This window comes from Pseudomonas sp. MF08817, assembly GCF_059862705.1.
Map to the genome: position 1 here is coordinate 90,867 of NZ_JCBCUY010000012.1, position 23,327 is coordinate 114,193.

Below are 23,327 nucleotides of genomic sequence, written 5' to 3' on the forward strand. Positions count from 1 at the left end.
AAAGCGAACCCTCCTGCATCGCGGGTTGTCGACTAGTCTCTAAGCACTGCTTGATTGGCCTTGTGACCTATCCTTCATTTTTTGCCCGCGGGGGCGGGCGCTGCACCCTTCTTGTCACTCGCGGACTATTCAAACAGAACCCTGGAGCCTGACCACTGATCGAGAGGTGCCCCATGAGTCTGCTGCTTGAGCCCTATACCCTGCGTCAACTGACCCTCCCCAACCGCATCGCGGTGTCACCCATGTGCCAGTATTCCAGCGTTGATGGCCTGGCCAACGACTGGCACCTGGTGCACCTGGGCAGCCGCGCCGTGGGTGGCGCCGGCCTGATTTTCACCGAAGCCACCGCCGTCACCGCCGATGGCCGCATCACCGCCCAAGACCTGGGCCTATGGAATGACGCACAGATCGAACCCCTGCAACGCATCACCCGGTTCATCACCGCCCAGGGCGCCGTGGCCGGCATCCAACTGGCCCACGCCGGGCGTAAGGCCAGCACCCACCGGCCCTGGTTGGGCAAGCATGGCAGCGTCAAACCGGCGGACGGCGGCTGGGTGCCGGTCGGCCCGTCGCCCATTGCCTTCGACCCGGAACACACCGCGCCCGTGCAACTGAGCGAAGGGCAGATCGGCGAGATCATCCAGGCCTTCGTCGAGGCCGCCAAACGTGCCCTGGAAGCGGGGTTCAAGGTAGTCGAGGTGCACGCGGCCCACGGTTACCTGCTGCACCAATTTCTCTCGCCCCTGAGCAACCAGCGCCAGGACTCATACGGTGGCTCGTTCGACAACCGCATTCGCCTGGTGCTGCAAGTCACCGAGGCGGTGCGCGAGGTGTGGCCGCAAGAGCTGCCGCTGTTTGTGCGGGTTTCGGCCACCGATTGGGTCGAGGACGGTTGGAACCCGGACGAAACCGTGGAACTGGCGCGGCGCCTCAAGGCCCTTGGGGTGGATTTGATCGACGTGTCCTCCGGCGGCACCGCAGCCAACGCGGAAATCCCCATCGGCCCGGGCTACCAGACGCGCTTTGCCGAACGGGTGCGCAAGGAGTCAGGTATCGCCACCGGCACTGTCGGCCTGATTACCGAGCCGGCTCAGGCCGAGCACATCCTGCGCACCTGCCAGGCCGATATCATCCTGCTGGCCCGGGAACTGCTGCGCGACCCGTACTGGCCGCTGCACGCCGACGATGACCTGGGCAGCCGCCAAGCCACCTGGCCGGCGCAGTACCAACGGGCAACCCACCGCGACTCACCGATCCACGAATCCGACCTGCGGGATTGACCCTGCGCCACGCCCCAGCCCTGCTCCGTTGAGCGGGGCTGGGTTTTTTCAGGCCCGCCGCCATGCCGGCACTTGCCGCAACGTCACCGCCCGCAGCAGCCATTCCAGCGGCCCGTAAGGGTGGCGCGCCAGCCACCACGTGCTCAGGCGCAGTTGCACGGTGAAAATCACCAGCACCGAGACGAGCAGCAACGGTGATGGCATTTCGGCGATAAGCGCCCCGCCATAGCCGCTGAACAACAGGCCCAATGCCACCGATTGCAGCACGTAGTTGCTCAACGACATCCGCCCCAACGGCGCCAGGTGCCGCACCAGGGGCTCCCCACCCGCGCCGCGGAACAGGCGCAGCATCAGCAGCCCATAGCTCGCCGTCAGCAGTGGCGCGCTCAATTGGCCGATGCCGAAGGCCAGCAATTCCAGGCCGCCGCCGGGGATGAACGTCTCCACCAGGCCATAAAACAACCCGCCCAGCAGGCCGATGGGCAAGCCAATCGCCAGCAGCCTGCGCGCGTAGGGCTGCACGGGGTCCGGGGCGCTCAGTAATTGCTGGCGGCCGGCGGCAAAGCCCAGCAGGAACATCGCCAGGGCGCTGGGGCCCTGGATGATCCACAAAAACACTTGGGTCGGCACAAAACGGCTGGCGTGATAGGCCAGGGTCGCCAACGGCCCATTGCGGTACGCGGTAAGGGCGGGGTCGCTGGCGGTAATCACCGTGTCGAACGGGTCGCCGGTGCTGATGGCCAGGGCGCCGGCGACGACGAACAGCGTCCCCGTCGTCAACAGCAAGGTGCAGGCGATGAGCACGGCGGTTTTGGGCCGCACACGGTGCGCGGCCAGCAGCACCAGGCCCAGCACGGCGTAAATGGTGAGGATTTCGCCATGGAACAACAGCACGCCATGGAGCACCCCCAGCACCAGCAAACCCAGTTGCCGGCGCAGCATGCGCGGCACGAACGCCGCGCCCGCCCGCTCGGCGCTGGCCATTTGTAAGGTGAAGCTGTAGCCGAACAGGAAGGAGAACAGCAGGTAGAACTTGGTTTCCACCAGGGTGCTGGTGAGCACCCGCAGCACGTGGTCGAGGGGGCTGGCGTAAAACAGGCTGGTGGCGCCGGTGCCGTACATCGGGTCGGCAAACGCCCACACATTGACTGCCAGAATGCCCAACAGGGCAAAACCGCGCAGGGCATCGACCGTGTGCAGGCGCGTCGCAGGGGGGAGGGGGCCGGTCATCAGTAACGTCCTTGTGGGGATGAGTGGCGTGGGTGCGCGATGGTAGCGGATCACGGTGATTGTTTAGGGTGAAAAAACCGCTGGGAAGTTTTTTGACTAATTACTCTAAAAAATTCTCACGATCTGAAAAAACTTTCTATTCTTAAGCCCATCACCGGCTTCAGCCCTTAAGCCGGAAGGTTTCAAACAGCGGCACAGGGACAGCCGCTGCTGAAAAGGGACGCAGGGCGATGAAGTGTCTGAAGTTATTCCGAATGCAGAGGGACATCGTCCATGGCAAAAGAACAGAGCGCAGTCAGGTTGTTGGGTTTTCTCTCGGGCCTGGGCCTGACGCGCCGCACCCGGCGCTTGAGTTCAGAAGAGTTGAAGTTGGTGGAGCAATACCGAACCTTGTCCGAGGCCGACCGCACCGCCATGCGCTACCTGGTGGATGCGATGCGCAGCGTCTCACGGTTTTAGCACGGCAAACCCCCACTCCCCCTGTGGGAGCGGGCCCTGCCCGCGATGAGGCCAGTACAGGCGATGCACTTGTGGCGGCTGGAATGCCGCCATCGCGAGCAGGCTCGCTCCCACAGAAGAAAAAATCCCGCCCCCAGAGGAGAGAAAAATCCTACCCACCCTGTGGGAGCGGGCCTTGCCCGCGATGAGGCCAGTACAGGCGATGCACTTGTGGCGGCTGGAATGCCGCCATCGCGAGCAGGCTCGCTCTCACAGAAGAAAAATCCCGCCCCCAGATGAGAGAAAAATCCTACCCACCCTGTGGGAGCGGGCCTTGCCCGCGATGAGGCCAAGATAGGCGATGCACTTGTGGCGGCTGGAATGCCGCCATCGCGAGCAGGTTCGCTCCCACAGAAGAAAAATCTCGCCCACAGAGGAAAAACAAGCCCCGCCCACACCACACAAGCCTGTTCACACAGTAGGTGTAGGCCAGCCACGGCCCTTAGGGGACCGGTGGGCGGTTAGCCCACTTCCTCCACCGCTCGGTGTGCTTCATCGATGGCCGCGTGGGCGTAGGCGCTCCAGGCCGCATCCGAGTTGGCGATGCTCACATTGCCGACAGGCTGGCGTGCCAGGTTCATCCATTTTTCGCTTTCGTCGGCATCGTCATAGAGGCTGTTGGAGAAGTACGCGTAGCCGTGGGACCAACGGTTGACGGTGATGCTCAGGATGTCGTTCTGGTGGTCGAAGCCGCCCGGCCCGAGCATGCGTTGCAACTGGTCGCGCAGTTGCGCTTCGAGCACCTCGAAAGTTTGCCCGTAGAGGCGGCCACGGCCGGCGCGGGCCTGGTCGCGGGCGGTCATGCCGCTGGTGGGGCTGGTGGGCACGTAGACCATGTGCAGGCCAATGGGCTGGCTCGGGTCACGCGGGTGTTCGTAGCCGCCCATGCTCACCGGGTAGTCGAGCTTGATGCGGCTGTAGGGCTGGGTCGCAGCGTAGATCTCATGCACACCCAGGTTGCGCCACGCCTCCCAGTTGCGGATCAGCACCTTGGTGTACACCAGCGGGAACTTCACGTTCTGGCTTAAGGCGTGGGCCTGGTCGGCGGGGAGGTCGCGCAGCAGGTAGGGAATGACCATGTTGTAGCAGGCCATGATGCAACGCTTGCCGCGCACCTGGCTCAGTTGCCCGCCGCGGCTGTAGCCGATATGCACGCCGGCGCCGACATTGCGCACGCTGACCACCGTGCTGTTGAGGCGCAGGCGCACCGGGGCCTTGGGCTGGTCGAGTTTGGCGTAGTCGAACGGCGCGAGGACGATGTCTTCCATGTCATGGCCCGGGGCCACGGTGGGAATCAGGCTGCGCACCAACAACCGCGCCAGGGACGCATTGCCGTCGGGGAAGTGGTAGATGTAGGGCTCTTCCATTTCTGCCTGGGCTTCTTCGCTGATGGGTTCCAGATCCATCGCGCTGAAACCGGGGAAACCGACGTTGTAGGCGTCATACGCCGCCACGGCATCGATGCTCAGGGCCATGAAGTCGTTGGTGCGGCTCTGGAAGTACTTCACTGCGGCCGGGGTCAGGCCTACGTCCTTGAGTAAAAAATCGCGATAACTGGTGCTTTCCAGGTGCGCGGTTTTTTCTGCCTGGGTTTTGCCCGCGAGGTAATCCCGCGGCGCGGTGTGCAGGGCGATCAGGGCGTCGCGGTCGCTTTGCGGCAGCGGGAAGTCGTTGATGAAGTCGCGCAGGCTGCGGGCGTGTAACTGATCCGGGGCGATGTCGTCGGCGACCATGGGCGTCGGGTCGCCGCTGACCAGTTTGTCTTCGCCGAAGTTTTCCTTGTCGAAGAACACCCCCCGCGACAGGCCGAGGCTGGGATAGAACGGGCGGTCGAACGCGGTTTCAAAACGCTTGATATCGACCCCGAGTTTTTTCAGCAGGCCGTTGACCTCGGCGCTGTACAGGTGATTAGGCGACTGGAAGGCCTCGCTGCCGCCGTAGCCGATGATCGTGCGCCCGCCGGCCTGGAATTCGTTGCGCTTGGCGTGGCCGCCGAAGTCGTCGTGGTTTTCCAGGATCAGAATGCGTGCGTGGGGGTGTTTCTCCCGGTAGAACCAGGCCGCCGACAATCCACTCAGGCCCCCGCCGACCACCACCAGGTCGTAATCCTCGCTGACGGGCAGGTGATCGGTGTTGAACACTTTCTTATCCCAGCCCATTTGGTGGGCGATTTCGAACGAGCCGACATGGCTGCCCCGCAGCCCAGTGAGGGCGGGCGGGTAATAGCGCCCGTCGGGGGCGGCTTGCAGCAATTGCAGCGGGGTCATGCCGGCGGCGACGGTGATGGCGACGCCGTTGAGGAAGTCGCGACGGGTGATATCCATGGGGATTCCTGAGGTGTTTTCTTATGGGACAGCGGGCGCAAGGCAGGGCATGCCAGTCTGTGGGAACGCTCCCACAGAACAGGTTTCTGGGCAGGTTTTGCGGGCTCAGTGCTTGAACATCACATGGCGCACCGTGGTGTAGTCCTCCAGCCCATACATGGACATATCCTTGCCGTAACCGGACAGTTTCTGACCGCCGTGGGGCATTTCGCTGACCAGCATAAAGTGTGTGTTGACCCAGGTGCAGCCGTATTGCAGGCGCGCGGCGAGGCGATGGGCGCGGCCGACGTCGGCGGTCCATACCGACGAGGCGAGGCCGTAGTCCGAATCGTTGGCCCAGGCCAGCACTTGCGCTTCGTCGTTGAAGCGGGTCACCGAAACCACCGGGCCGAACACTTCGCGGCGCACGATTTCGTCGTCCTGCTGGGCGTCGGCCAGCACCGTGGGCTCGAAGAAGAAGCCGTCGCCGGCCACGGCTTTGCCGCCGGTAATGAGGCGGATGTTGGGCTGGGCCACGGCCCGCTCGACAAACCCGGCCACGCGGTCGCGGTGTTGGGCGGTAATCAGCGGCCCCAGCTCGGTGGCCGGGTCATCCTGTAGGCCGTACTTGAGGCTGGCCACCGCCGCGCCGAGCTTCTCGACGAACGCGTCGTAGATCTCGGCCTGGGCGTAGATGCGGCACGCGGCGGTGCAGTCTTGCCCGGCGTTGTAGAAGCCGAAGGTGCGGATGCCTTCGACGGCGGCATCGATGTCGGCGTCGTTGAAGATCAGCACCGGCGCCTTGCCGCCCAGTTCCATGTGCATCCGTTTGACGCTGTCGGCGGTGCTGGAAATGATGTTTGCCCCCGTGGCGATGGAGCCGGTCAGCGACACCATGCGCACTTTGGGGTGGTTCACCAGAGGGCTGCCCACCGTTGGCCCACGGCCAAACACCAGGTTGAGTACGCCGGCAGGGAAAATATCCGCCGCCAGTTGCGCCAGGCGCAGGGCGGTCAACGGGGTTTGTTCCGACGGCTTGAGCACCACGGTATTACCGGCGGCCAGGGCCGGGGCGATTTTCCAGGCGACCATCATCAGCGGGTAGTTCCACGGCGCGATGGAGGCGATCACGCCCACCGGGTCGCGGCGGATCATCGAGGTGTGGCCGGCCAGGTATTCGCCACCGGCCGAACCGCCCATGCAGCGGCTGGCGCCGGCGAAGAAGCGGAACACGTCGGCAATCGCCGGGATCTCGTCGTTGAGGGCGGCGCTGTAGGGCTTGCCGCAGTTGTCCGACTCCAGCTTCGCCAGTTCCGCGCCGTGGGCCTCGATGGCGTCGGCCAGTTTGAGCAGCAACAGGGCGCGGTCCTTGGGCGGGGTTTGCGACCAGCCCTCGAACGCCGCGTCGGCGGCGCGCACGGCGGCATCGACTTGGGCTTCGCTGGCTTCGGCAATTTCCACCAGCACCTGGCCCAGGGCCGGGTTGAGCACCGCTTGGGCCGGGCCTTCGCCGGCGACGAGTTGGCCGTTAATCAGGAGTTTGGTTTGCATGGTGCGGTCCTTTTCAAAGCTGAGTTTTTCTTTTTGTCGGTGCGCGGGAGCAAGGCGCGCCAAGGCTTACTTGCCGCCGCTGCCCGCCACGCTTTCACCGCCGCGTGTCAGGTAATAGGCGCCCAGGATGGGGATCATGGTGACCAGCATCACCAGCATCGCCACCACGTTGGTCACCGGTACGTCGCGCGGGCGGCTCAGTTGGTTGAGCAGCCACAGCGGCAGGGTGCGTTCGTGGCCGGCGGTGAAGGTGGTGACGATGATTTCGTCGAACGACAGGGCAAACGCCAGCATGCCGCCGGCCAGCAAAGCCGAGCCGAGGTTGGGCAGGATGATGTAGCGGAAGGTCTGCCAGCCGTCGGCGCCCAGGTCCATGGAGGCCTCGATCAGGCTATGGGAGGTGCGGCGCAGGCGGGCGATGACGTTGTTGTAGACGATCACCACGCAGAAGGTCGCGTGGCCGACGATGATGGTGAACATCCCCGGCTCAATGCCCAGGGTCTTGAAGGTCGCCAGCAGGGCGATACCGGTGATGATCCCCGGCAATGCGATGGGCAGGATCAGCATCAGCGAGATGCCCTGTTTGCCGAAGAAGTCCCGGCGATACAGCGCCGCCGAGGCCAGTGTGCCGAGCACCATGGCGATCAGGGTGGCGATAGCGGCGATCTGCAATGACAGCTTGATGGCTTCGAGCACGTCCGGGCGCGAGAAGGCCACGCTGAACCACTTCAGGGTCAGGCCCTGGGGCGGGAAGCTGAACGCCGCTTCTTCGGTGTTAAAGGCGTAGAGAAAGATAATCAGGATCGGGAAGTGCAAGAACACCAACCCGCCCCAGGCCGCGATCTTCAGGCCCCAGGAAGATTTTTCAGAGTGCATCGAAGGCCCCCAGGCGTTTGACGATGGACAGGTAGATGGCGATCAGCACGATCGGCACCAGGGTGAAGGCCGCTGCCATGGGCATGTTGCCGATGGCGCCCTGCTGGGCGTAGACCATGCTGCCGACGAAGTAGCCCGGCGGGCCCACCAGTTGCGGCACGATGAAGTCGCCCAGGGTCAGGGAGAAGGTGAAGATCGACCCGGCGGCGATGCCCGGGATCGACAGCGGCAGGATCACTTGCATGAAGGTCTGGCGCGGCTTGGCGCCCAGGTCGGCCGAGGCTTGCAGCAGGGACGGCGGCAGGCGTTCCAGGGAGGCCTGGATCGGCAGGATCATGAACGGCAGCCAGATGTAGACGAACACCATGAAACGCCCCAGGTGCGAGGTGGACAGGGTGCTGCCGCCCACACCCGGGATGCCCAGGATGAACTGCAACACCGGCGTGAGCCCCAGGTGCTCGACGAACCACTGCGCCACGCCGCCCTTGGCCAGCAGCAGGGTCCAGGCGTAGGCCTTGACGATGTAGCTGGCCCACATCGGCATCATCACCGCGATGTAGAAAAACGCCTTGGTCTTGCCCGTGGTGTAGCGCGCCATGTAGTAGGCGATGGGGAAGGCCAGGGCGGCGCTGGCCAGGGAGACCACGATGGCCATGCTCAGGGTGCGCAGGATGATGTCGAAGTTCGACGGCTGGAACAGCGCGGCGAAGTTGCCCAGGGTCAGGTCCGGGGTAACGGCCATGGTGAAGTCGTCGAAGGTGTAGAAACCTTGCCACAGCAGGGTCAGCAGCGAGCCGAGGTAGATCGCGCCGAACCAGATCAGCGGCGGCACCAGCAGCAGCGACAGGTACAGGTTGGGCTTGCGGTACAGCAGGTTGGAAAACCGGCGCAGCGGCGGTTGGGTCAGGGCCAGGCTCATGTCATACCTCGCCTGCGTCGGTGTCGCGCAGCGTCACCATGGCTTCACGGGCCCAGCGCGCGCTGAGGGGCTGGCCGACCGCATGGCGGGCCGTGGTGTCCAGCCACTGGGTGTTGGCCTGGCTGATGTTCAGGGCCTGGCCGTTGTCCAGTTTCAACTCATAGCGGGTGGCGCTGCCCTGGTATTGGATGTCGTGGAGCACGCCGCGCACTTGCACCTCGCCGGCGCCCAACGGGCCCTCGGCAAAGCGCACGTGCTCGGGGCGGATCGAAAACGGTTGGGCGCTGCCGCTCAGGCGCTGGGCCAGTTCGCCACGGATCACGTTGGAGGTGCCGACGAACTCGGCGACGAAAGGCGTGGCCGGTTTCATGTAGAGGTTGCGCGGGGTGTCCACCTGCTCGATGCGGCCCTTGTTGAACACCGCCACGCGGTCGGACATCGACAGCGCTTCGGTCTGGTCGTGGGTGACGAAAATAAAGGTGATGCCCAGTTGGCGCTGGAGCTTTTTCAGCTCGCTTTGCATTTGTTCGCGCAGTTTCAGGTCCAGCGCGCCGAGGGGTTCGTCCAGCAGCAAGACGCGGGGGCGTTTGACCAAGGCGCGGGCCAGGGCCACACGCTGGCGCTGGCCGCCGGACAGTTGCACCGGTTTGCGCTCGCCATAGCCGCCCAGGGCCACCATGCCCAGGGCTTCCTCGGCCCGGGCCAGGCGTTCGGCCTTGGCCACGCCCTTGACCTTGAGGCCGTAGGCCACGTTGTCACGCACGTTCATGTGGGGGAACAGGGCGTAATCCTGGAACACGGTGTTGACGTCGCGCTGGTACGGCGGCAACCCGGCGGCTTCTTCGCCGTGGATGCGGATGGAACCGGCACTGGGCTGCTCGAACCCGGCAATCAGGCGCAGGCAGGTGGTCTTGCCCGAGCCGGAGGGGCCGAGCATGGAAAAGAACTCGCCGTCCTGGATATCGATGCAAACCCGGTCGACGGCTTTGACTTCGCCGAACTGTCGGGAAACCTGGGTGAATTGGACTGCAAGCGTCATGGTGCGGTGCTCCAAAAAGGCGCGGGCCGTCGCAGCGGCCCTGCCTGGACTTCTGAAAAAACAAGGCGTTGGTCGAACGTGATGTGGGGAGGCACGGTATCCCTACCGGTGCAGCCCTTCTGTGGGAGCGAGCCTGCTCGTGATGGCGGTGTAGCCGTCGATATCGATCATGAGTCTCGGATCGCTATCGCGAGCAGGCTCGCTCCCACAAGGGCAGCAGTATTTATCTACCGCCCATGATGGCAATGTAGTCCTGGGTCCAGCGGCTGTAGGGCACGAACTTGCCGCCCTCGGCCTGTGGGGTTTTCCAGAAGGCGATCTGGTCGAACTGGTCGAAACCGTTGGTCTTGCACCCTTCGCCGCCCAGCAGTTCGCTGGCGCTGCACGCAGCGGGCACCGCCGGCAGGGAGCCGAACCACGCCGCCACGTCACCCTGTACCTTGGGTTGCAACGACCAGTCCATCCACTTGTAGGCGCAGGTCGGGTGCTTGGCCTCGGCGTGGAGCATGGTGGTGTCGGCCCAACCGGTGGCACCTTCCTTGGGAATGGTGGAAGCAATCGGCTGCTTTTCGTTTATCAGGCCGTTGACCTGATACGGCCAGGCGCTGGAGGCCACCACCCCTTCGTTCTTGAAATCGCTCATCTGCACCGTGGTGTCGTGCCAGTAGCGGTGGATCAGTGGTTGCTGGGCGCGCAGCAGTTCGAGCACAGCCTGGTACTGGGTTTCGGTCAGCTCATAGGGGCTCTGGATGCCCAGCTCCGGTTTGGCCGACTTGAGGTACAGCGCCGCATCGGCGATGTAGATCGGCCCGTCATAGGCCTGCACGCGGCCCTTGTTGGCCTTGCCGTCGGGCAGGTTCTGGGCCTCGAACAGCACGTTCCAACTGGTTGGCGCCTGCTTGAACACGTCGGTGTTGTACATCAGCACGTTGGGGCCCCACTGGTACGGGGTGCCGAAGGTCTGCTGGCCGACCACATACCAAGGCGCGTCCTTGAGGCGCGGGTCGAGGTTTTTCCAGTTGGGGATGAGCGCGGTGTTGATCGGCTGCACCCGCTTGCCAACGATCAGGCGCAGCGAGGCGTCGCCTGAGGCGGTGACCAGGTCGTAGCCGCCCTTGGCCATCAGGCTGACCATCTCATCGGAGGTGGCGGCGGTCTTGACGTTGACCTTGCAGCCGGTTTCCTTCTCGAACCCGGTGACCCAGTCGTAGGCCTTGTCGCTTTCGCCGCGCTCGATATAGCCGGGCCAGGCGACGATATCCAACTGCCCCTCGCCCGCACCCAAAGCCTTGAGCGGTTCGGCGGCCTGCAGGCTGGCGCTGGCCAGCAACGCGGTGGTGAGTGCACTGAGCAGTGCGGTCTTGTGCGCGAACATGGGATTCCCTCGGCGGTTGTAGTTATTGTGGGTTGTTGAAGCGTAGCTCTTAGGGGCGAGCGGCAAGTTTTAAGCGGCAAGCTGCACGAACAAGGCCCGCCCGCATCGGCTTGCCGCTTGAAACTTGCCGTTCACAACTGCCCGCCATGGCGGGCCATGATGTGCCTGACCACGCTGTAGTCCTGTAATGAGTCGCTGGACAAATCCTTGCCGTAGCCGGAGCGTTTCAGGCCGCCGTGGGGCATTTCGCTGACGAGCATGAAGTGGCTGTTGATCCAGGTGCAGCCGTATTGCAGGCGGGCGGCCACTTGCATGGCTTTGTCCAGGTTCTGCGTCCACACCGACGACGCCAGGCCGTATTCCGAATCGTTGGCCCAGTCCACGGCCTGTGCCAGTTCATCGAAACGGGTCACCGTCACCACCGGCCCGAACACTTCGCGCTGGACGATTTCGTCGCCTTGCTTGCACCCGGCCAGCAGCGTGGGCTGGTAGTAGAACCCGGCACCGGAGTGCACCGCCGCGCCGGTCACCCGCTCGATATGGGGCTGGTTCAGGGCACGTTCGACGAAACTGGCCACGCGGTCGCGCTGGCGGGTGCTGATGAGCGGGCCGATCTCGTTGTCGGCGTCGCGCTTGCCGGCAAAGCGCAGGCTGCTGACCGCCGCGCCCAGTTCGGCGACGAGGCGGTCATGGATGCCGGCCTGGGCGTAGATGCGGCAGGCGGCGGTGCAGTCTTGCCCGGCGTTGTAGTAGCCGTAGCTGCGTACACCCTCGACCACCGCTTGCAGGTCGGCGTCGTCGCAGACGATCACCGGCGCCTTGCCGCCCAGCTCCAGGTGCGTGCGTTTGAGGGTTTTGGCTGCGGCCTGGAGGATTTTCTGGCCAGTGACGATATCGCCGGTCAGCGACACCATGCGCACTTTCGGGTGGCTGACCAAGTGGCTGCCCACGCCTTCGCCACCGCCGCAGATGATGTTGATGACCCCGCGCGGCAGCAGCTCGGCCAGGGTCGGCGCCAGGGCCAGGATCGACAGCGGCGTGTGCTCCGACGGCTTGAACACCAGGGTGTTGCCGGCGGCCAGGGCGGGGGCGATTTTCCACGCGGCCATCATGATCGGGTAGTTCCACGGTGCAATCGAGGCGACCACGCCAATGGGGTCGCGGCGCACCATGCTGGTGTAGCCCGGCAGGTATTCGCCGCTCAGTTGCCCGGTTTGGCAGCGCACCGCACCGGCAAAAAAGCGGAACACGTCCACGGTGGCGTTCAAATCGTCCTGGCGCGCCAGGTGCAGGGGCTTGCCGCAATTGAGGGCTTCGAGGCGGGCGAGGTGGTCGGCGTGTTTTTCGATGGCCCCGGCTATCGCCAGCAGAATATTGGAGCGCTGTTGCGGCGTGGTCCGCGACCATCCGGCGAAGGCGCGGTGGGCGGCCAGTACGGCGCTTTCGACCTGTTCGGTGCTGGCCTCGGCGATGCGCGTCAGCACCTCCCCGGTGGCGGGGTTGAGGATCGGCTCGGCCACGCCCTGGCCCTGGACCAGTTCGCCGTCGATCAGCAATGCGGTGGACAGTTGCGTCTGCGCGCCAGCCATCTTGGAGGTTCTCTTTTTTTGTACGGTCATTGGGGCTTCCCGCTGGGTGCGCCCGACCTTTCTTATTGGGTTCGCTGAGACTAGAGGTCGGGCGTGAGGTCGACAAATACTAAATACCGAAGGTGGCATTCGATTAAATAGATGGCTTGCGCCCGGTATGGGGTTGTTCGCGGGCCACGGTCAGGAAGGGGTCCACCAGGGCCGGGCGCGCCGTGCCCCGGCGCCAGGCCAGGCCGACGTCCAGGGTTTGGTTGAGGTCGGCCAGGGGCCGCGCCTCGATGATGTCGCCCTCCAGCGACCAGGGGCGGTAAGTCATGTCCGGTTGCACTGACACGCCGAGGCCCGCCGCCACCAGGCTGCGTACCGCTTCGGTGGAGGCGGTGCGCAGGGTGATGCGCGGTTGCAGGCTGGCGGCGGCCCACATGCGCTGGGCGTTGCGGTCCATCTCATCGACGTTCAACTGGATCAGCGGCTCGCGGGCCACATCCGCCAGGTTGATGCTGTCGCGCTCCAGCAGCGGGTGTTGGGCCGGCAGCCACAGGCGATGGGGCGAGTGGGTCAGCACCTCGGTCTGCAAGGCGTGGCGGTCTTCCAGGTTGGACAGGATCAGCACCCCCACGTCGATTTCGCCGCTCACCAGCAAGTGCTCGATGTAGGGCCGCTCGTCTTCCATCACGCGGATTTCCACGTTGGGGTAGGCGCGCTGAAAGCGGGTGAGCAGGTCTGCCAGGTAGTAACCGGCCACCAGGCTGGTGACGCCGACGATCAGTTGCCCGGCCACCTGGTCGGTGCTCTGTTGCAGGCTGCGCTTGGCGTTGTCCACGGTGGCCAGGATCAAGTGGGCCTGGCGCAAAAACTGATGGCCCTGGTGGGTCAGGGTCATGCCTTTGGCGTGGCGGTTGAACAGGGTCACGCCGATTTCCTGCTCCAGCTGCTGGATAGCCAGGGTCAGGGTGGACTGGGAGATATACACCGCTTGGGCGGCGGCCGAGATGGAGCCGGTTTCGGCCACGGCGATGAAGTGACGGATCTGGCGCAGGGTCATCATGGGGTTTACCGGTTAGGCGTTTTTATAGATTTGCTCGAGTCTATATCTTTTTTTTAGAAAGCCGAGGATCACCGCCTGCCGGCTCGTCAAGGGGTAAGCAACATCTGGAAGTACTCTTGAAAACTGTCGAAGGGCACTTAGCTCTACGCTGATGGCCTTATTGTTCCGGCTAATCCCATTTATTGGAGGCAACAAATGAACACCCGTGGATTGCTCGATCAACTGCTCAAGTCCGGCCAGGACATGCTGCAGAACAAAGCGGGCGGCACCCAGAACAAAGGTGCCGACAAAGGTGCGCTGGGCGGTTTGCTCGGTGGCTCGGGAGGCTTGGGTAGCCTGCTCTCCGGCGCGGGCGGCGGGGCGTTGGCGGCGGGCGCCATGGGCCTTTTGCTGGGCAACAAAAAAGCCCGCAAGTTTGGCGGCAAGGCCCTGACTTACGGCGGCCTCGCCGCCCTCGGCGTGCTGGCCTACAAGGCCTACGGCAACTGGCAGGCCCAGCAGGGCACCGCCCCGCGCAACGAGCCCCAGACCCTCGACCGCTTGCCCGCCGCCCAGGTGGAGCAGCACAGCCAGGCGATCCTCAAGGCCCTGGTGGCGGCGGCCAAGGCCGATGGCCATGTGGATGAGCGCGAACGTGCGCTGATCGAAGGTGAGTTCACCAAGCTGGACAACGACCAGGAGCTGCAACACTGGCTGCACGCCGAGCTCAACAAACCCCTGGACCCCGTCGACGTCGCCCGCGCCGCCAGCACCCCGGAAATGGCCGCCGAGATGTACATCGCCAGCGTGATGCTGGTGGACGAAGAAAGCTTCATGGAAAAGTCCTACCTCGACGAACTGGCCCGCCAGCTCAAGCTGGAACCGGGGCTCAAGGCCGAACTGGAAAAACAGGTACGCCAGGCCTCTGCCTGACCCCTTGTGTAGCAAGCGGGCAAGCCCGCTTGCTACCACAACACCCGCATCAGGGCTTCTGGCCCATTGATGGCCTGGCAATGGCCATTACCCCCTCCCGCAGGGCCGTATCGGCACCTCGAAAAAACGCCTAAACCCCGACCAAACCCCCGATCCAGAGCCTATTCCGGGTTTTTTGTGCGGACTTTTGCGCCACCACACATCCGCGTGCTTAATGATGGCACCGCCTCGGCTATACTCCCCCCCATTTGAACGCCCCCCGAGGACTGACTGTGAAGAACTGGACGTTGCGCCAACGCATTTTGGCGAGCTTTGCGGTAATCATTGCCATCATGCTGTTGATGGTGGTGGTCTCGTATTCCCGCCTGTTGAAGATCGAGTCCAGCGAAGAAATGGTCCGCGCCGACGCGGTGCCGGGGGTCTATTACAGCTCGATGATCCGCAGCGCCTGGGTCGACAGCTACGTGCTGACCCAGCAGATTGTCGGCCTGTCCGACCGCCGCGAACTGACCCCGGCCGACAAGGCCGCCTACGCCAGTTTCGAGGCGCGGCTGAACCAGGAAATCGCCAACTATCACGGCACCATTTTCGATGCGCTCGACAAAGCCTCCTTCGATGAATTCGAGCAGCGCCGCCAGGCCTTCAACAAAGCCCTGAACAATGTGCTGGCGCTGTACGAAGCCAAGGCCTACGACCAGGCCCGCGCGGCGTTGGACAACGAATTGACCCCCGCCTGGGTAGCCGGGCGCCAGCATCTGAACGGGGTCATCGACCACAACCGCGAGTCGGCCACCAGCGCCACCGATGCCATTGGCGATGCAGTCACCGCCGCCAAAGTGAGCATGGGCGTTTCCCTGCTGCTGGCGGTGATCGCCGCCGGCCTGTGCGGTTGGCTGCTGATGCGCACCATCATGGCGCCGATGAAGCGCATCGTGGAAATCCTCGACGTGATGCGCACCGGCGACCTCAGCGGGCGCCTGGACCTGGCGCGCAAGGACGAATTCAACGCCGTGGAAACCGGCTTCAACGACATGATGGCCGAGCTCACGGCCCTGGTGTCCCAGGCCCAGCGCTCATCGGTGCAGGTCACCACTTCGGTGACGGAAATCGCTGCCACCTCCAAGCAACAACAGGCCACCGCCACCGAAACGGCGGCCACGACCACGGAAATCGGCGCCACTTCCCGCGAGATCGCTGCCACTTCCCGGGACTTGGTCCGCACCATGACCGAAGTCTCCACCGCCGCCGACCAGGCCTCGATTTTGGCCGGTTCCGGCCAGCAAGGCCTGGCGCGCATGGAAGACACCATGCACTCGGTGATGGGCGCCGCCGACCTGGTCAACGCCAAGTTGGCGATCCTCAACGAGAAGGCCGGCAACATCAACCAAGTGGTGGTGACCATCGTCAAGGTCGCCGACCAAACCAACCTGTTGTCCCTCAACGCCGCCATCGAGGCCGAAAAGGCCGGTGAGTACGGCCGCGGTTTTGCCGTGGTCGCCACCGAAGTGCGACGCCTGGCGGACCAGACCGCCGTCGCCACCTACGACATCGAGCAAATGGTGCGCGAGATCCAGTCGGCGGTGTCGGCCGGGGTGATGGGCATGGACAAGTTCTCCGAAGAGGTGCGCCGCGGCATGTCCGAGGTGCAGCAGGTGGGCGAGCAACTGTCGCAGATCATTCATCAGGTCCAGGCCCTGGCGCCGCGGGTGCTGATGGTCAATGAAGGCATGCAGGCCCAGGCCACTGGCGCCGAGCAGATCAACCATGCGCTGGTGCAACTGGGCGATGCCAGCAGCCAGACCGTGGAATCCCTGCGCCAGGCCAGTTTCGCCATCGACGAGTTGAGCCAGGTCGCGGTGGGGCTGCGCAGCGGCGTCTCGCGTTTCAAAGTCTGATGAGCCAGAGCGCGCTCAAACAGGGCGCCAGCGCGGCGCTGTTCCTGTTGTTTCGCATTGCCAACGAACGCTTTGCCCTCAAGGCCACCGAGGTGCTGGAAGTGCTCCCGCGCCTGCCGCTCAAGCCTATCGCCCGGGCCCCGGCCTGGGTCGCCGGGGTGTTCGGCCATCGCGGTGTGGTGGTGCCGGTGATCGACCTCAGTGCCCTGGCCTTCGGCCACCCGGCCCAGGCGCGCACCAGCACGCGCTGGGTGCTGGTCAACTACCGCCCCGGCCAAGTGCTGGGGCTGGTGCTCGAACAGGCCACCGATACCCTGCGCTGCAACCCGGCAGACTTCCAGCCCTATGGCCTGGACAACCCCGCTGCCCGCTACCTGGGCCCGGTGCGCCAGGACGAAGAGGGCCTGGTGCAATGGATCCGTGTCGCCGACCTGCTGGATGACGACGTGCGGGGGCTGTTGTTCCCCGCGCAGGCAACGGGCCTCGATCCGTTGGAGGCGCAGCCATGAGCAGCGACCAGCGGTTTTTCGACTTCCTCAAAGAGCGCATCGGCCTGGACGTGGCGTCCGTCGGCCCGGCAATCATCGAGCGCGCCGTGCGCCAGCGCAGCCTGGCGGCCGAGGGCCTGAGCAGCGACCAGTATTGGCAACGCTTGCAGGGCTCGCGGGACGAGCAACAGGCGCTGATCGAAGCGGTGATCGTCCCCGAGACGTGGTTTTTCCGTTACCCCGAATCCTTCGCCGCCCTGGGCAAACTGGCCCTCAAGCGCTTGGGCGAGCTGAACAACATGCGTGCGCTGCGCATCCTCAGCCTGCCGTGTTCCACGGGCGAGGAGCCGTACTCCATCGCCATGGCGCTGTTCGATGCGGGGCTGGCGCCCCATCAGTTCAAGGTTCAGGGCCTGGATGTCAGCCCGCTGTCGGTGGAGCGGGCCAAGCGCGCGGTGTACGGCAAGAACTCGTTCCGTGGGCAACTGGGGGATTTTCGCGAGCGCTACTTCAGCGCCGGGGCGGACGGCTACCAGCTCAGTGCGCGGGTGCGCGAGCAAGTGGCGCTGAACGTGGGCAACGTGCTCGACCCGACCTTGCTGGCCAATGAAGCGCCCTTTGATTTCGTGTTCTGCCGCAACCTGCTGATCTACTTCGACCAGCCCACCCAGCAGCAGGTGTTCGAGGTGCTCAAACGCCTGACCCACACCGACGGCGTGCTGTTCATCGGCCCGGCCGAAGGCAGCCTGCTGGGGCGTTTGGGCATGCGTTCGATTGGTATTGCCCAGTCTTTTGCCTTCAGCCGCCACACCGCCGTGGAACCTGCACCCCGCTTTGTGCCCACACCTTTGCCGGTGCCGCCGCCGATTCGCGCCCCGGCACCATTGCCTGTGCGGGCGCGGCCCTTTATCAGCAGCGCGCCCGCCAGCCCGGTGAGCAAGCCCGTGGCCCCGGCCAGCGATGCCCAGGCCTTGCTCGCCACCATCGCTGCCCTGGCCAATGAAGGGAAAAGCAGCGAAGCGCAGCGCGCCTGTGAACAGTATTTGCGCAGCCACGAGCCGGTGGCCCAGGTGTTCTACTGGCTCGGCCTGCTCAGCGACGTGGCCGGTAGCGCGCTGCAGGCCCAGGGCTTTTACCGCAAGGCCTTGTACCTGGACCCGCAACACGCCGAAGCCCTGATGCACTTGGCCGCCCTGTTGGCTTCCCAGGGCGACGAGGCGGGGGCCCGCCGATTGCAGCAACGTGCCGCGCGCAGTGAGCGCGGCGCCGACAGTGAGCGTAAACGATGAGTCAATCCGCTGCGTTGAACGTCACCTGCGCCGATGCCCAGGCCATCGATGACTGCTGGAACCGTATCGGCATCCATGGCGACAAAACCTGCCCCTTGCTGGCCGACCATATCCATTGCCGCAACTGCGCGGTGTATTCGGCCGCCGCCACGCGCCTGCTCGACCGCTACACCCTGCAACAGGAAGACCACCACGCCGGCGCCGAGCAGGAAGCCGACGTCGTCACCCGCTCGCTGTTGATGTTCCGCCTGGGCGAAGAGTGGCTGGGCCTGGTGACCCGTTGCCTGGTGGAAGTGGCGCCGCAGCAACCCATTCACTCCCTGCCGCACCAGCGTTCGCGGGCCTTGCTCGGCGTGGCCAATGTGCGCGGTGCGCTGGTGGCGTGCCTGTCGCTGGTGGAGCTGCTGGGGCTGGACCCCGCCCCCGTGGCCTCAGCCGGCGGGCGGGTGACGCCGCGCATGCTTATCATCGCCGCCCACGGTGGCCCGGTGGTGGTGCCGGTGGATGAGGTGGATGGCATCCACGCCATCGACCAGCACGCCCTCGACGCCGCCTCGGTGCCCGGCCCCCAGGCCAGCGCCAAGTACACCCGTGGCGTGCTGCCTTTCAAGGGCCGCAGCCTGCGCTGGCTCGATGAAGAACAACTGCTGGCCGCCGTGACCCGGAGCCTGACATGACCCCCGATCAGATGCGCGACGCCTCGTTGCTGGAACTCTTCAGCCTGGAAGCCGACGCCCAGACCCAGGTTCTCAACGCCGGGCTGCTGGCCCTGGAACGCAACCCGACCCAGGCCGACCAGCTCGAAGCCTGCATGCGCGCCGCCCACTCCCTCAAGGGCGCGGCGCGGATCGTCGGCGTGGACGCCGGGGTCAGCGTCGCCCACGTGATGGAAGATTGCCTGGTCAGTGCCCAGGAAGGGCGCCTGCTGCTGCGCCCGGAGCACATCGACGCCTTGCTGCAAGGCACCGATTACCTGATGCGCATCGCCACGCCGGGCAATAGCCTGGCGCCGGCGGATATCGAGGCCTATGTGGGCCTGATGGAGCGCCTGCTCGACCCGGCCGCCGCCCCCGTGCCCGCGCCGCCCACGGTGTCCGCGGTGTCCGCGGCGCCGGAACCCAGCGAACCACCCCCCGAGGCGCCGGTGCTCGATACCCTGCTGCGCGAAGCGCAGATGCCGGCGCCCACGGTGGAGCGGGGCCGTGGCACGCGCACCGTCACCGAGGGCGGCGAGCGGGTGTTGCGGGTGACCGCCGAGCGGCTCAACAGCCTGCTGGATTTGTCGAGCAAATCCCTGGTCGAAACCCAGCGCCTCAAGCCCTGGCTGACCGGGTTGCAGCGCCTCAAGCGCATGCAGAACAACGGCCTGCGCGCCCTGGAAAGCCTCAACGTACACCTCAAGGAACACGAACTGAGCCTCGAAGCCCAGGAAGTGCTCAGCGATGCCCGGCGCATGCTCGCCGAATCCCAGCAACTGCTGGCCGAACAGGCCGCCGAGCTGGATGAGTTCGGCTGGCAGGCCAGCCAACGCGCCCAGGTGCTCTATGACACGGCCCTGGCCTGCCGCATGCGGCCCTTCGCCGATGTGCTGGCGGGGCAGGTGCGTATGGTCCGCGACCTGGGCCGCAGCCTGGGCAAGCAAGTGCGCCTGGAGATCGAAGGGGAAAAAACCCAGGTCGACCGTGACGTGCTGGAAAAACTCGAAGCGCCTCTGACCCATTTGCTGCGCAACGCGGTGGATCACGGCATCGAAATGCCCGAGCAGCGCCTGCTGGCCGGCAAACCTGCCGAAGGCCTGATCCGCCTGCGCGCTTCCCACCAGGCCGGGCTGCTGGTGCTGCAACTGAGTGACGACGGTAACGGTGTCGACCTGGACCGGGTGCGCCGCAGCATCATCGAGCGCCAGTTGTCCCCGGCCGAAACCGCCGCCCAGTTGAGCGAAGAAGAGTTGCTGACCTTCCTGTTCCTACCGGGCTTCAGCCTGCGGGACAAGGTCACCGAACTGTCCGGGCGCGGCGTCGGCCTGGACGCGGTGCAGCACATGGTGCGCCAACTGCGCGGTGCGGTGGTGCTGGAGCAGACCACGGGGCAGGGCAGCCGCTTCCACCTGGAAGTGCCGCTGACCCTCTCGGTGGTGCGCAGCCTGGTGGTGGAAGTGGGCGAGGAGGCCTACGCCTTTCCGCTGGCCCACATCGAACGCATGTGCGACCTGGAGCCGGACGACATCGTGCAGGTCGAAGGCCGCCAGCACTTCTGGCACGAAGGCCGCCATGTCGGCCTGGTGGCCGCCAGCCAGCTGTTGCAACGCCCGGCCGCGCAAAACGCCGCGCAAACCCTCAAGGTCGTGGTAATCCGCGAGCGCGATGCGGTGTATGGGGTGGCGGTGGAACGCTTTATCGGCGAGCGCACCCTGGTGGTGCTGCCCCTGGACGATCGCCTGGGCAAGGTCCAGGACATTTCCGCCGGGGCGCTGCTGGACGATGGCTCGGTGGTGCTGATCGTCGATGTCGAAGACATGCTGCGTTCGGTGGACAAACTGCTCAACACCGGGCGCCTGGAACGTATCGCCCGCCACAGCCAACACGTGGCCCAAGTGGCACGCAAGCGCGTGCTGGTGGTGGATGACTCCCTCACCGTGCGCGAGTTGCAGCGCAAGTTGCTGCTCAACCGCGGTTACGACGTAGCGGTGGCGGTCGATGGCATGGACGGCTGGAACGCCCTGCGTTCGGAGAACTTCGACCTGCTGATTACCGACATCGACATGCCGCGCATGGACGGCATCGAGCTGGTCACCCTGCTGCGCCGCGACAACCGTTTGCAGTCACTGCCGGTGATGGTGGTGTCGTACAAGGACCGTGAAGAAGACCGTCGCCGTGGACTGGACGCTGGGGCCGACTACTATCTAGCCAAAGCCAGCTTCCATGACGACGCCCTGCTCGATGCTGTGGTTGAGCTCATCGGAGGAGCCCACGCATGAAAATCGCCATCGTCAACGATATGCCCATGGCCATCGAGGCCCTGCGCCGCGCCTTGGCCTTCGAGCCCGCCCATGAAGTGGTGTGGGTGGCCAGCAATGGCCAGGAAGCGGTGCAGCGCTGCGCCGAGCTGACCCCGGACCTGATCCTGATGGACCTGATAATGCCGGTGATGGACGGCGTGGAAGCCACGCGGCGGATCATGGCCGAAACCCCGTGCGCCATCGTCATCGTCACCGTCGATCGCCAGCAGAATGTCCACCGCGTGTTCGAGGCCATGGGCCACGGCGCGCTGGATGTGGTCGATACACCGGCCATCGGCGGCGGCAATGCCAAGGAGGCCGCCGCGCCGCTGCTGCGCAAGATCTTCAATATCGGTTGGCTGGTGGGCCAGAGCGGCAGCCGCGTGCGCGCCGAGCCCAAGCCCCTGCGCACCATGGTGCAGCGCCAGAGCCTGGTGGCCATCGGCTCGTCGGCGGGTGGCCCGGCAGCCCTGGAAATCTTGCTCAAGGGCTTGCCGGCCAACTTTCCCGCCGCCATCGTGCTGGTGCAGCACGTGGACCAGGTGTTCGCCCAAGGCATGGCCGAATGGCTGAGCAGCGCCTCGGGCCTGACGGTGCGCCTGGCCCGCGAGGGCGAGCCGCCGCAACCCGGCACCGTGCTGCTGGCCGGCACCAACCACCATATCCGCTTGTTGAAAAACGGCACCCTGGCTTACACCGCCGAGCCGGTCAACGAGATCTACCGGCCGTCCATCGACGTGTTTTTCGAGAGCGTCGCCAGTTACTGGAACGGCGATGCCGTGGGCGTCTTGCTTACCGGCATGGGCCGCGACGGCGCCCAAGGGCTCAAGTTGATGCGCCAGCAGGGCTACCTGACCATCGCCCAGGACCAGAACAGTTGCGCGGTGTATGGCATGCCCAAGGCTGCCGCCGCCATCGACGCCGCCGTGGAGATCTGCCCGCTGGACAGGATCGCCCCACGTTTGCTGGAGATATTTGCCCAATGACCGACAATTACTGCTTTTTTGGCCACGTAGTCTTTCAGGTGACCGCACATGCATAACTTACAGCTCGACGAATTCAAGAACGATGAAAATGCCGCCATGGTGTTGTTAGTCGATGACCAAGCGATGATCGGCGAAGCTGTGCGGCGTGGGCTGGCCAATGAAGAGAACATCGACTTTCACTTCTGCTCCGACCCCCACCAGGCCATTGCCCAGGCGATTCGCATCAAGCCCACGGTGATCCTCCAGGACCTGGTCATGCCCGGCCTGGACGGCCTGAGCCTGGTGCGCGAGTACCGCAACCACCCGGCCACCAAGGACATCCCCATCATCGTGCTCTCCACCAAGGAAGACCCGATGATTAAAAGCGCGGCCTTCGCGGCCGGGGCCAACGATTACCTGGTCAAACTGCCGGACAACATCGAACTGGTGGCACGCATCCGCTATCACTCGCGCTCCTTCATGACCCTGTTGCAGCGTGACGCCGCGTACCGCGCGCTGCGGGTCAGCCAGCAGCAGTTGCTCGACACCAACCTGGTGCTGCAACGCTTGATGAACTCCGACGGCTTGACCGGGCTGTCCAACCGCCGCCACTTCGACGAATACCTGGAACTGGAATGGCGCCGCGCCATGCGCGACCAGACCCAGTTGTCGCTGCTGATGATCGACGTCGACTACTTCAAAACCTACAACGACACCTTCGGCCACCTGGAGGGCGACGAAGCCCTGCGCAAAGTGGCCTTGGCCATTCGCGATGCCAGCAGCCGCCCCTCGGACCTGCCGGCCCGCTACGGCGGCGAAGAGTTCGTGCTGGTGCTGCCCAACACCTCGCCCGGCGGTGCGCGCCTGGTGGCGGAAAAACTGCGCCAGACCGTCGCCGCCCTGAAAATCCCCCACATCGCCCCCACCGAAGGCGCGAGCCTGACCATCAGCATCGGCCTGTCCACCATCACCCCACAGCAGGGCAGCGATTGCCGGCAGCTGATCTCGGCGGCGGACAAGGGCCTGTACCTGGCCAAGCACAACGGCCGCAACCGGGTGGGCGTTGAGTGAC

At 64.9% G+C, this 23,327-nt stretch carries 19 protein-coding genes; 10 read left to right on the forward strand and 9 right to left on the reverse strand.

Annotated elements, in window-relative coordinates; all coding sequences use genetic code 11:
- Nucleotides 1-173 precede the first annotated feature (173 nt).
- Nucleotides 174-1,280, forward strand: coding sequence for an NADH:flavin oxidoreductase/NADH oxidase (locus AC19YR_RS09665; RefSeq protein WP_500598192.1), 1,107 nt, complete (start codon nt 174-176; stop codon nt 1,278-1,280).
- Between the two features lie 48 nt (nt 1,281-1,328).
- Here the strand turns inward: AC19YR_RS09665 and AC19YR_RS09670 are convergent, their stop codons facing one another.
- Nucleotides 1,329-2,510: a DUF418 domain-containing protein gene (locus AC19YR_RS09670; RefSeq protein ID WP_500598194.1), complete on the reverse strand. Its 1,182-nt coding sequence runs from the start codon at nt 2,508-2,510 to the stop codon at nt 1,329-1,331.
- Between the two features lie 273 nt (nt 2,511-2,783).
- Between AC19YR_RS09670 and AC19YR_RS09675 the strand changes: the two genes are divergently transcribed.
- Complete coding sequence (locus AC19YR_RS09675; RefSeq protein ID WP_095106305.1) at nt 2,784-2,969, forward strand: hypothetical protein; 186 nt, start codon at nt 2,784-2,786, stop codon at nt 2,967-2,969.
- A 500-nt stretch (nt 2,970-3,469) separates the two neighbouring features.
- Here the strand turns inward: AC19YR_RS09675 and AC19YR_RS09680 are convergent, their stop codons facing one another.
- From AC19YR_RS09680 to AC19YR_RS09715, 8 genes are all read right to left on the reverse strand, one after another.
- Nucleotides 3,470-5,332 carry an NAD(P)-binding protein gene (locus AC19YR_RS09680; protein ID WP_500598196.1) on the reverse strand — a complete coding sequence of 621 codons (1,863 nt, stop codon included), beginning with the start codon at nt 5,330-5,332 and terminating at the stop codon, nt 3,470-3,472.
- A gap of 105 nt (nt 5,333-5,437) precedes the next feature.
- Complete coding sequence (locus AC19YR_RS09685) at nt 5,438-6,862, reverse strand: gamma-aminobutyraldehyde dehydrogenase (protein ID WP_500598198.1); 1,425 nt, start codon at nt 6,860-6,862, stop codon at nt 5,438-5,440.
- A 66-nt stretch (nt 6,863-6,928) separates the two neighbouring features.
- Nucleotides 6,929-7,738 carry an ABC transporter permease gene (locus AC19YR_RS09690; RefSeq protein ID WP_095106310.1) on the reverse strand — a complete coding sequence of 270 codons (810 nt, stop codon included), beginning with the start codon at nt 7,736-7,738 and terminating at the stop codon, nt 6,929-6,931.
- Entirely contained in the window at nt 7,728-8,657 is a 930-nt protein-coding gene (locus AC19YR_RS09695; protein WP_095106312.1) for an ABC transporter permease, read from the reverse strand. The genes AC19YR_RS09690 and AC19YR_RS09695 overlap by 11 nt, the downstream gene beginning before the upstream one ends.
- A gap of 1 nt (nt 8,658) precedes the next feature.
- A complete protein-coding gene (locus AC19YR_RS09700) occupies nt 8,659-9,696 on the reverse strand; it encodes an ABC transporter ATP-binding protein (RefSeq protein ID WP_500598201.1) in 1,038 nt (345 codons plus the stop codon).
- A 223-nt stretch (nt 9,697-9,919) separates the two neighbouring features.
- Nucleotides 9,920-11,071: a putative ABC transporter substrate-binding protein YdcS gene (ydcS, locus tag AC19YR_RS09705; RefSeq protein ID WP_500598202.1), complete on the reverse strand. Its 1,152-nt coding sequence runs from the start codon at nt 11,069-11,071 to the stop codon at nt 9,920-9,922.
- A 131-nt stretch (nt 11,072-11,202) separates the two neighbouring features.
- A complete protein-coding gene (locus tag AC19YR_RS09710; RefSeq protein ID WP_095106318.1) occupies nt 11,203-12,690 on the reverse strand; it encodes a gamma-aminobutyraldehyde dehydrogenase in 1,488 nt (495 codons plus the stop codon).
- Between the two features lie 103 nt (nt 12,691-12,793).
- Nucleotides 12,794-13,708: a LysR family transcriptional regulator gene (locus AC19YR_RS09715; protein WP_095106320.1), complete on the reverse strand. Its 915-nt coding sequence runs from the start codon at nt 13,706-13,708 to the stop codon at nt 12,794-12,796.
- Nucleotides 13,709-13,903: 195 nt separating this feature from the next.
- On the opposite strand from AC19YR_RS09715, the gene AC19YR_RS09720 reads away from it, so the two are divergent.
- The 8 genes from AC19YR_RS09720 to AC19YR_RS09755 all read left to right on the forward strand — a co-directional run bounded on the left by AC19YR_RS09720 (nt 13,904) and on the right by AC19YR_RS09755 (nt 23,326).
- Entirely contained in the window at nt 13,904-14,620 is a 717-nt protein-coding gene (locus AC19YR_RS09720; RefSeq protein WP_095106322.1) for a tellurite resistance TerB family protein, read from the forward strand.
- Between the two features lie 272 nt (nt 14,621-14,892).
- Nucleotides 14,893-16,515, forward strand: coding sequence for a methyl-accepting chemotaxis protein (locus AC19YR_RS09725; RefSeq protein ID WP_500598205.1), 1,623 nt, complete (start codon nt 14,893-14,895; stop codon nt 16,513-16,515).
- The gene (locus tag AC19YR_RS09730) at nt 16,515-17,024 is read left to right on the forward strand and encodes a chemotaxis protein CheW (protein WP_095106327.1); all 510 of its coding nucleotides are present in this window, start codon (nt 16,515-16,517) and stop codon (nt 17,022-17,024) included. Before AC19YR_RS09725 ends, AC19YR_RS09730 begins: the two co-directional genes overlap by 1 nt.
- Nucleotides 17,021-18,292: a CheR family methyltransferase gene (locus tag AC19YR_RS09735; RefSeq protein ID WP_095106331.1), complete on the forward strand. Its 1,272-nt coding sequence runs from the start codon at nt 17,021-17,023 to the stop codon at nt 18,290-18,292. Before AC19YR_RS09730 ends, AC19YR_RS09735 begins: the two co-directional genes overlap by 4 nt.
- Nucleotides 18,289-18,969 (forward strand): chemotaxis protein CheW, encoded by a 681-nt coding sequence (locus tag AC19YR_RS09740; RefSeq protein ID WP_095106336.1) that lies wholly within the window; start codon nt 18,289-18,291, stop codon nt 18,967-18,969. Before AC19YR_RS09735 ends, AC19YR_RS09740 begins: the two co-directional genes overlap by 4 nt.
- The gene (locus AC19YR_RS09745) at nt 18,966-21,269 is read left to right on the forward strand and encodes a hybrid sensor histidine kinase/response regulator (protein WP_500598207.1); all 2,304 of its coding nucleotides are present in this window, start codon (nt 18,966-18,968) and stop codon (nt 21,267-21,269) included. Before AC19YR_RS09740 ends, AC19YR_RS09745 begins: the two co-directional genes overlap by 4 nt.
- A complete protein-coding gene (locus AC19YR_RS09750) occupies nt 21,266-22,276 on the forward strand; it encodes a chemotaxis response regulator protein-glutamate methylesterase (protein WP_095106341.1) in 1,011 nt (336 codons plus the stop codon). Before AC19YR_RS09745 ends, AC19YR_RS09750 begins: the two co-directional genes overlap by 4 nt.
- A gap of 48 nt (nt 22,277-22,324) precedes the next feature.
- Nucleotides 22,325-23,326, forward strand: a complete 1,002-nt coding sequence (locus AC19YR_RS09755) for a response regulator (protein WP_095106342.1) — start codon at nt 22,325-22,327, stop codon at nt 23,324-23,326.
- The last annotated feature ends 1 nt before the right edge of the window (nt 23,327 follow it).

Bases quoted from the DNA above. Each gene is read 5' to 3' on its own strand.
- AC19YR_RS09675 (WP_095106305.1), top strand. From the start codon at position 2,784: ATGGCAAAAGAACAGAGCGCAGTCAGGTTGTTGGGTTTTCTCTCGGGC.
- AC19YR_RS09685 (WP_500598198.1), bottom strand. From the start codon at position 6,862: ATGCAAACCAAACTCCTGATTAACGGCCAACTCGTCGCCGGCGAAGGC.
- AC19YR_RS09745 (WP_500598207.1), top strand. From the start codon at position 18,966: ATGACCCCCGATCAGATGCGCGACGCCTCGTTGCTGGAACTCTTCAGC.
- AC19YR_RS09665 (WP_500598192.1), top strand. From the start codon at position 174: ATGAGTCTGCTGCTTGAGCCCTATACCCTGCGTCAACTGACCCTCCCC.
- AC19YR_RS09695 (WP_095106312.1), bottom strand. From the start codon at position 8,657: ATGAGCCTGGCCCTGACCCAACCGCCGCTGCGCCGGTTTTCCAACCTG.
- AC19YR_RS09740 (WP_095106336.1), top strand. From the start codon at position 18,289: ATGAGTCAATCCGCTGCGTTGAACGTCACCTGCGCCGATGCCCAGGCC.
- AC19YR_RS09735 (WP_095106331.1), top strand. From the start codon at position 17,021: ATGAGCAGCGACCAGCGGTTTTTCGACTTCCTCAAAGAGCGCATCGGC.
- AC19YR_RS09715 (WP_095106320.1), bottom strand. From the start codon at position 13,708: ATGATGACCCTGCGCCAGATCCGTCACTTCATCGCCGTGGCCGAAACC.
- AC19YR_RS09690 (WP_095106310.1), bottom strand. From the start codon at position 7,738: ATGCACTCTGAAAAATCTTCCTGGGGCCTGAAGATCGCGGCCTGGGGC.
- AC19YR_RS09750 (WP_095106341.1), top strand. From the start codon at position 21,266: ATGAAAATCGCCATCGTCAACGATATGCCCATGGCCATCGAGGCCCTG.
- AC19YR_RS09670 (WP_500598194.1), bottom strand. From the start codon at position 2,510: ATGACCGGCCCCCTCCCCCCTGCGACGCGCCTGCACACGGTCGATGCC.
- AC19YR_RS09710 (WP_095106318.1), bottom strand. From the start codon at position 12,690: ATGACCGTACAAAAAAAGAGAACCTCCAAGATGGCTGGCGCGCAGACG.
- AC19YR_RS09680 (WP_500598196.1), bottom strand. From the start codon at position 5,332: ATGGATATCACCCGTCGCGACTTCCTCAACGGCGTCGCCATCACCGTC.
- AC19YR_RS09755 (WP_095106342.1), top strand. From the start codon at position 22,325: ATGCATAACTTACAGCTCGACGAATTCAAGAACGATGAAAATGCCGCC.
- AC19YR_RS09700 (WP_500598201.1), bottom strand. From the start codon at position 9,696: ATGACGCTTGCAGTCCAATTCACCCAGGTTTCCCGACAGTTCGGCGAA.
- AC19YR_RS09730 (WP_095106327.1), top strand. From the start codon at position 16,515: ATGAGCCAGAGCGCGCTCAAACAGGGCGCCAGCGCGGCGCTGTTCCTG.
- AC19YR_RS09720 (WP_095106322.1), top strand. From the start codon at position 13,904: ATGAACACCCGTGGATTGCTCGATCAACTGCTCAAGTCCGGCCAGGAC.
- ydcS (WP_500598202.1), bottom strand. From the start codon at position 11,071: ATGTTCGCGCACAAGACCGCACTGCTCAGTGCACTCACCACCGCGTTG.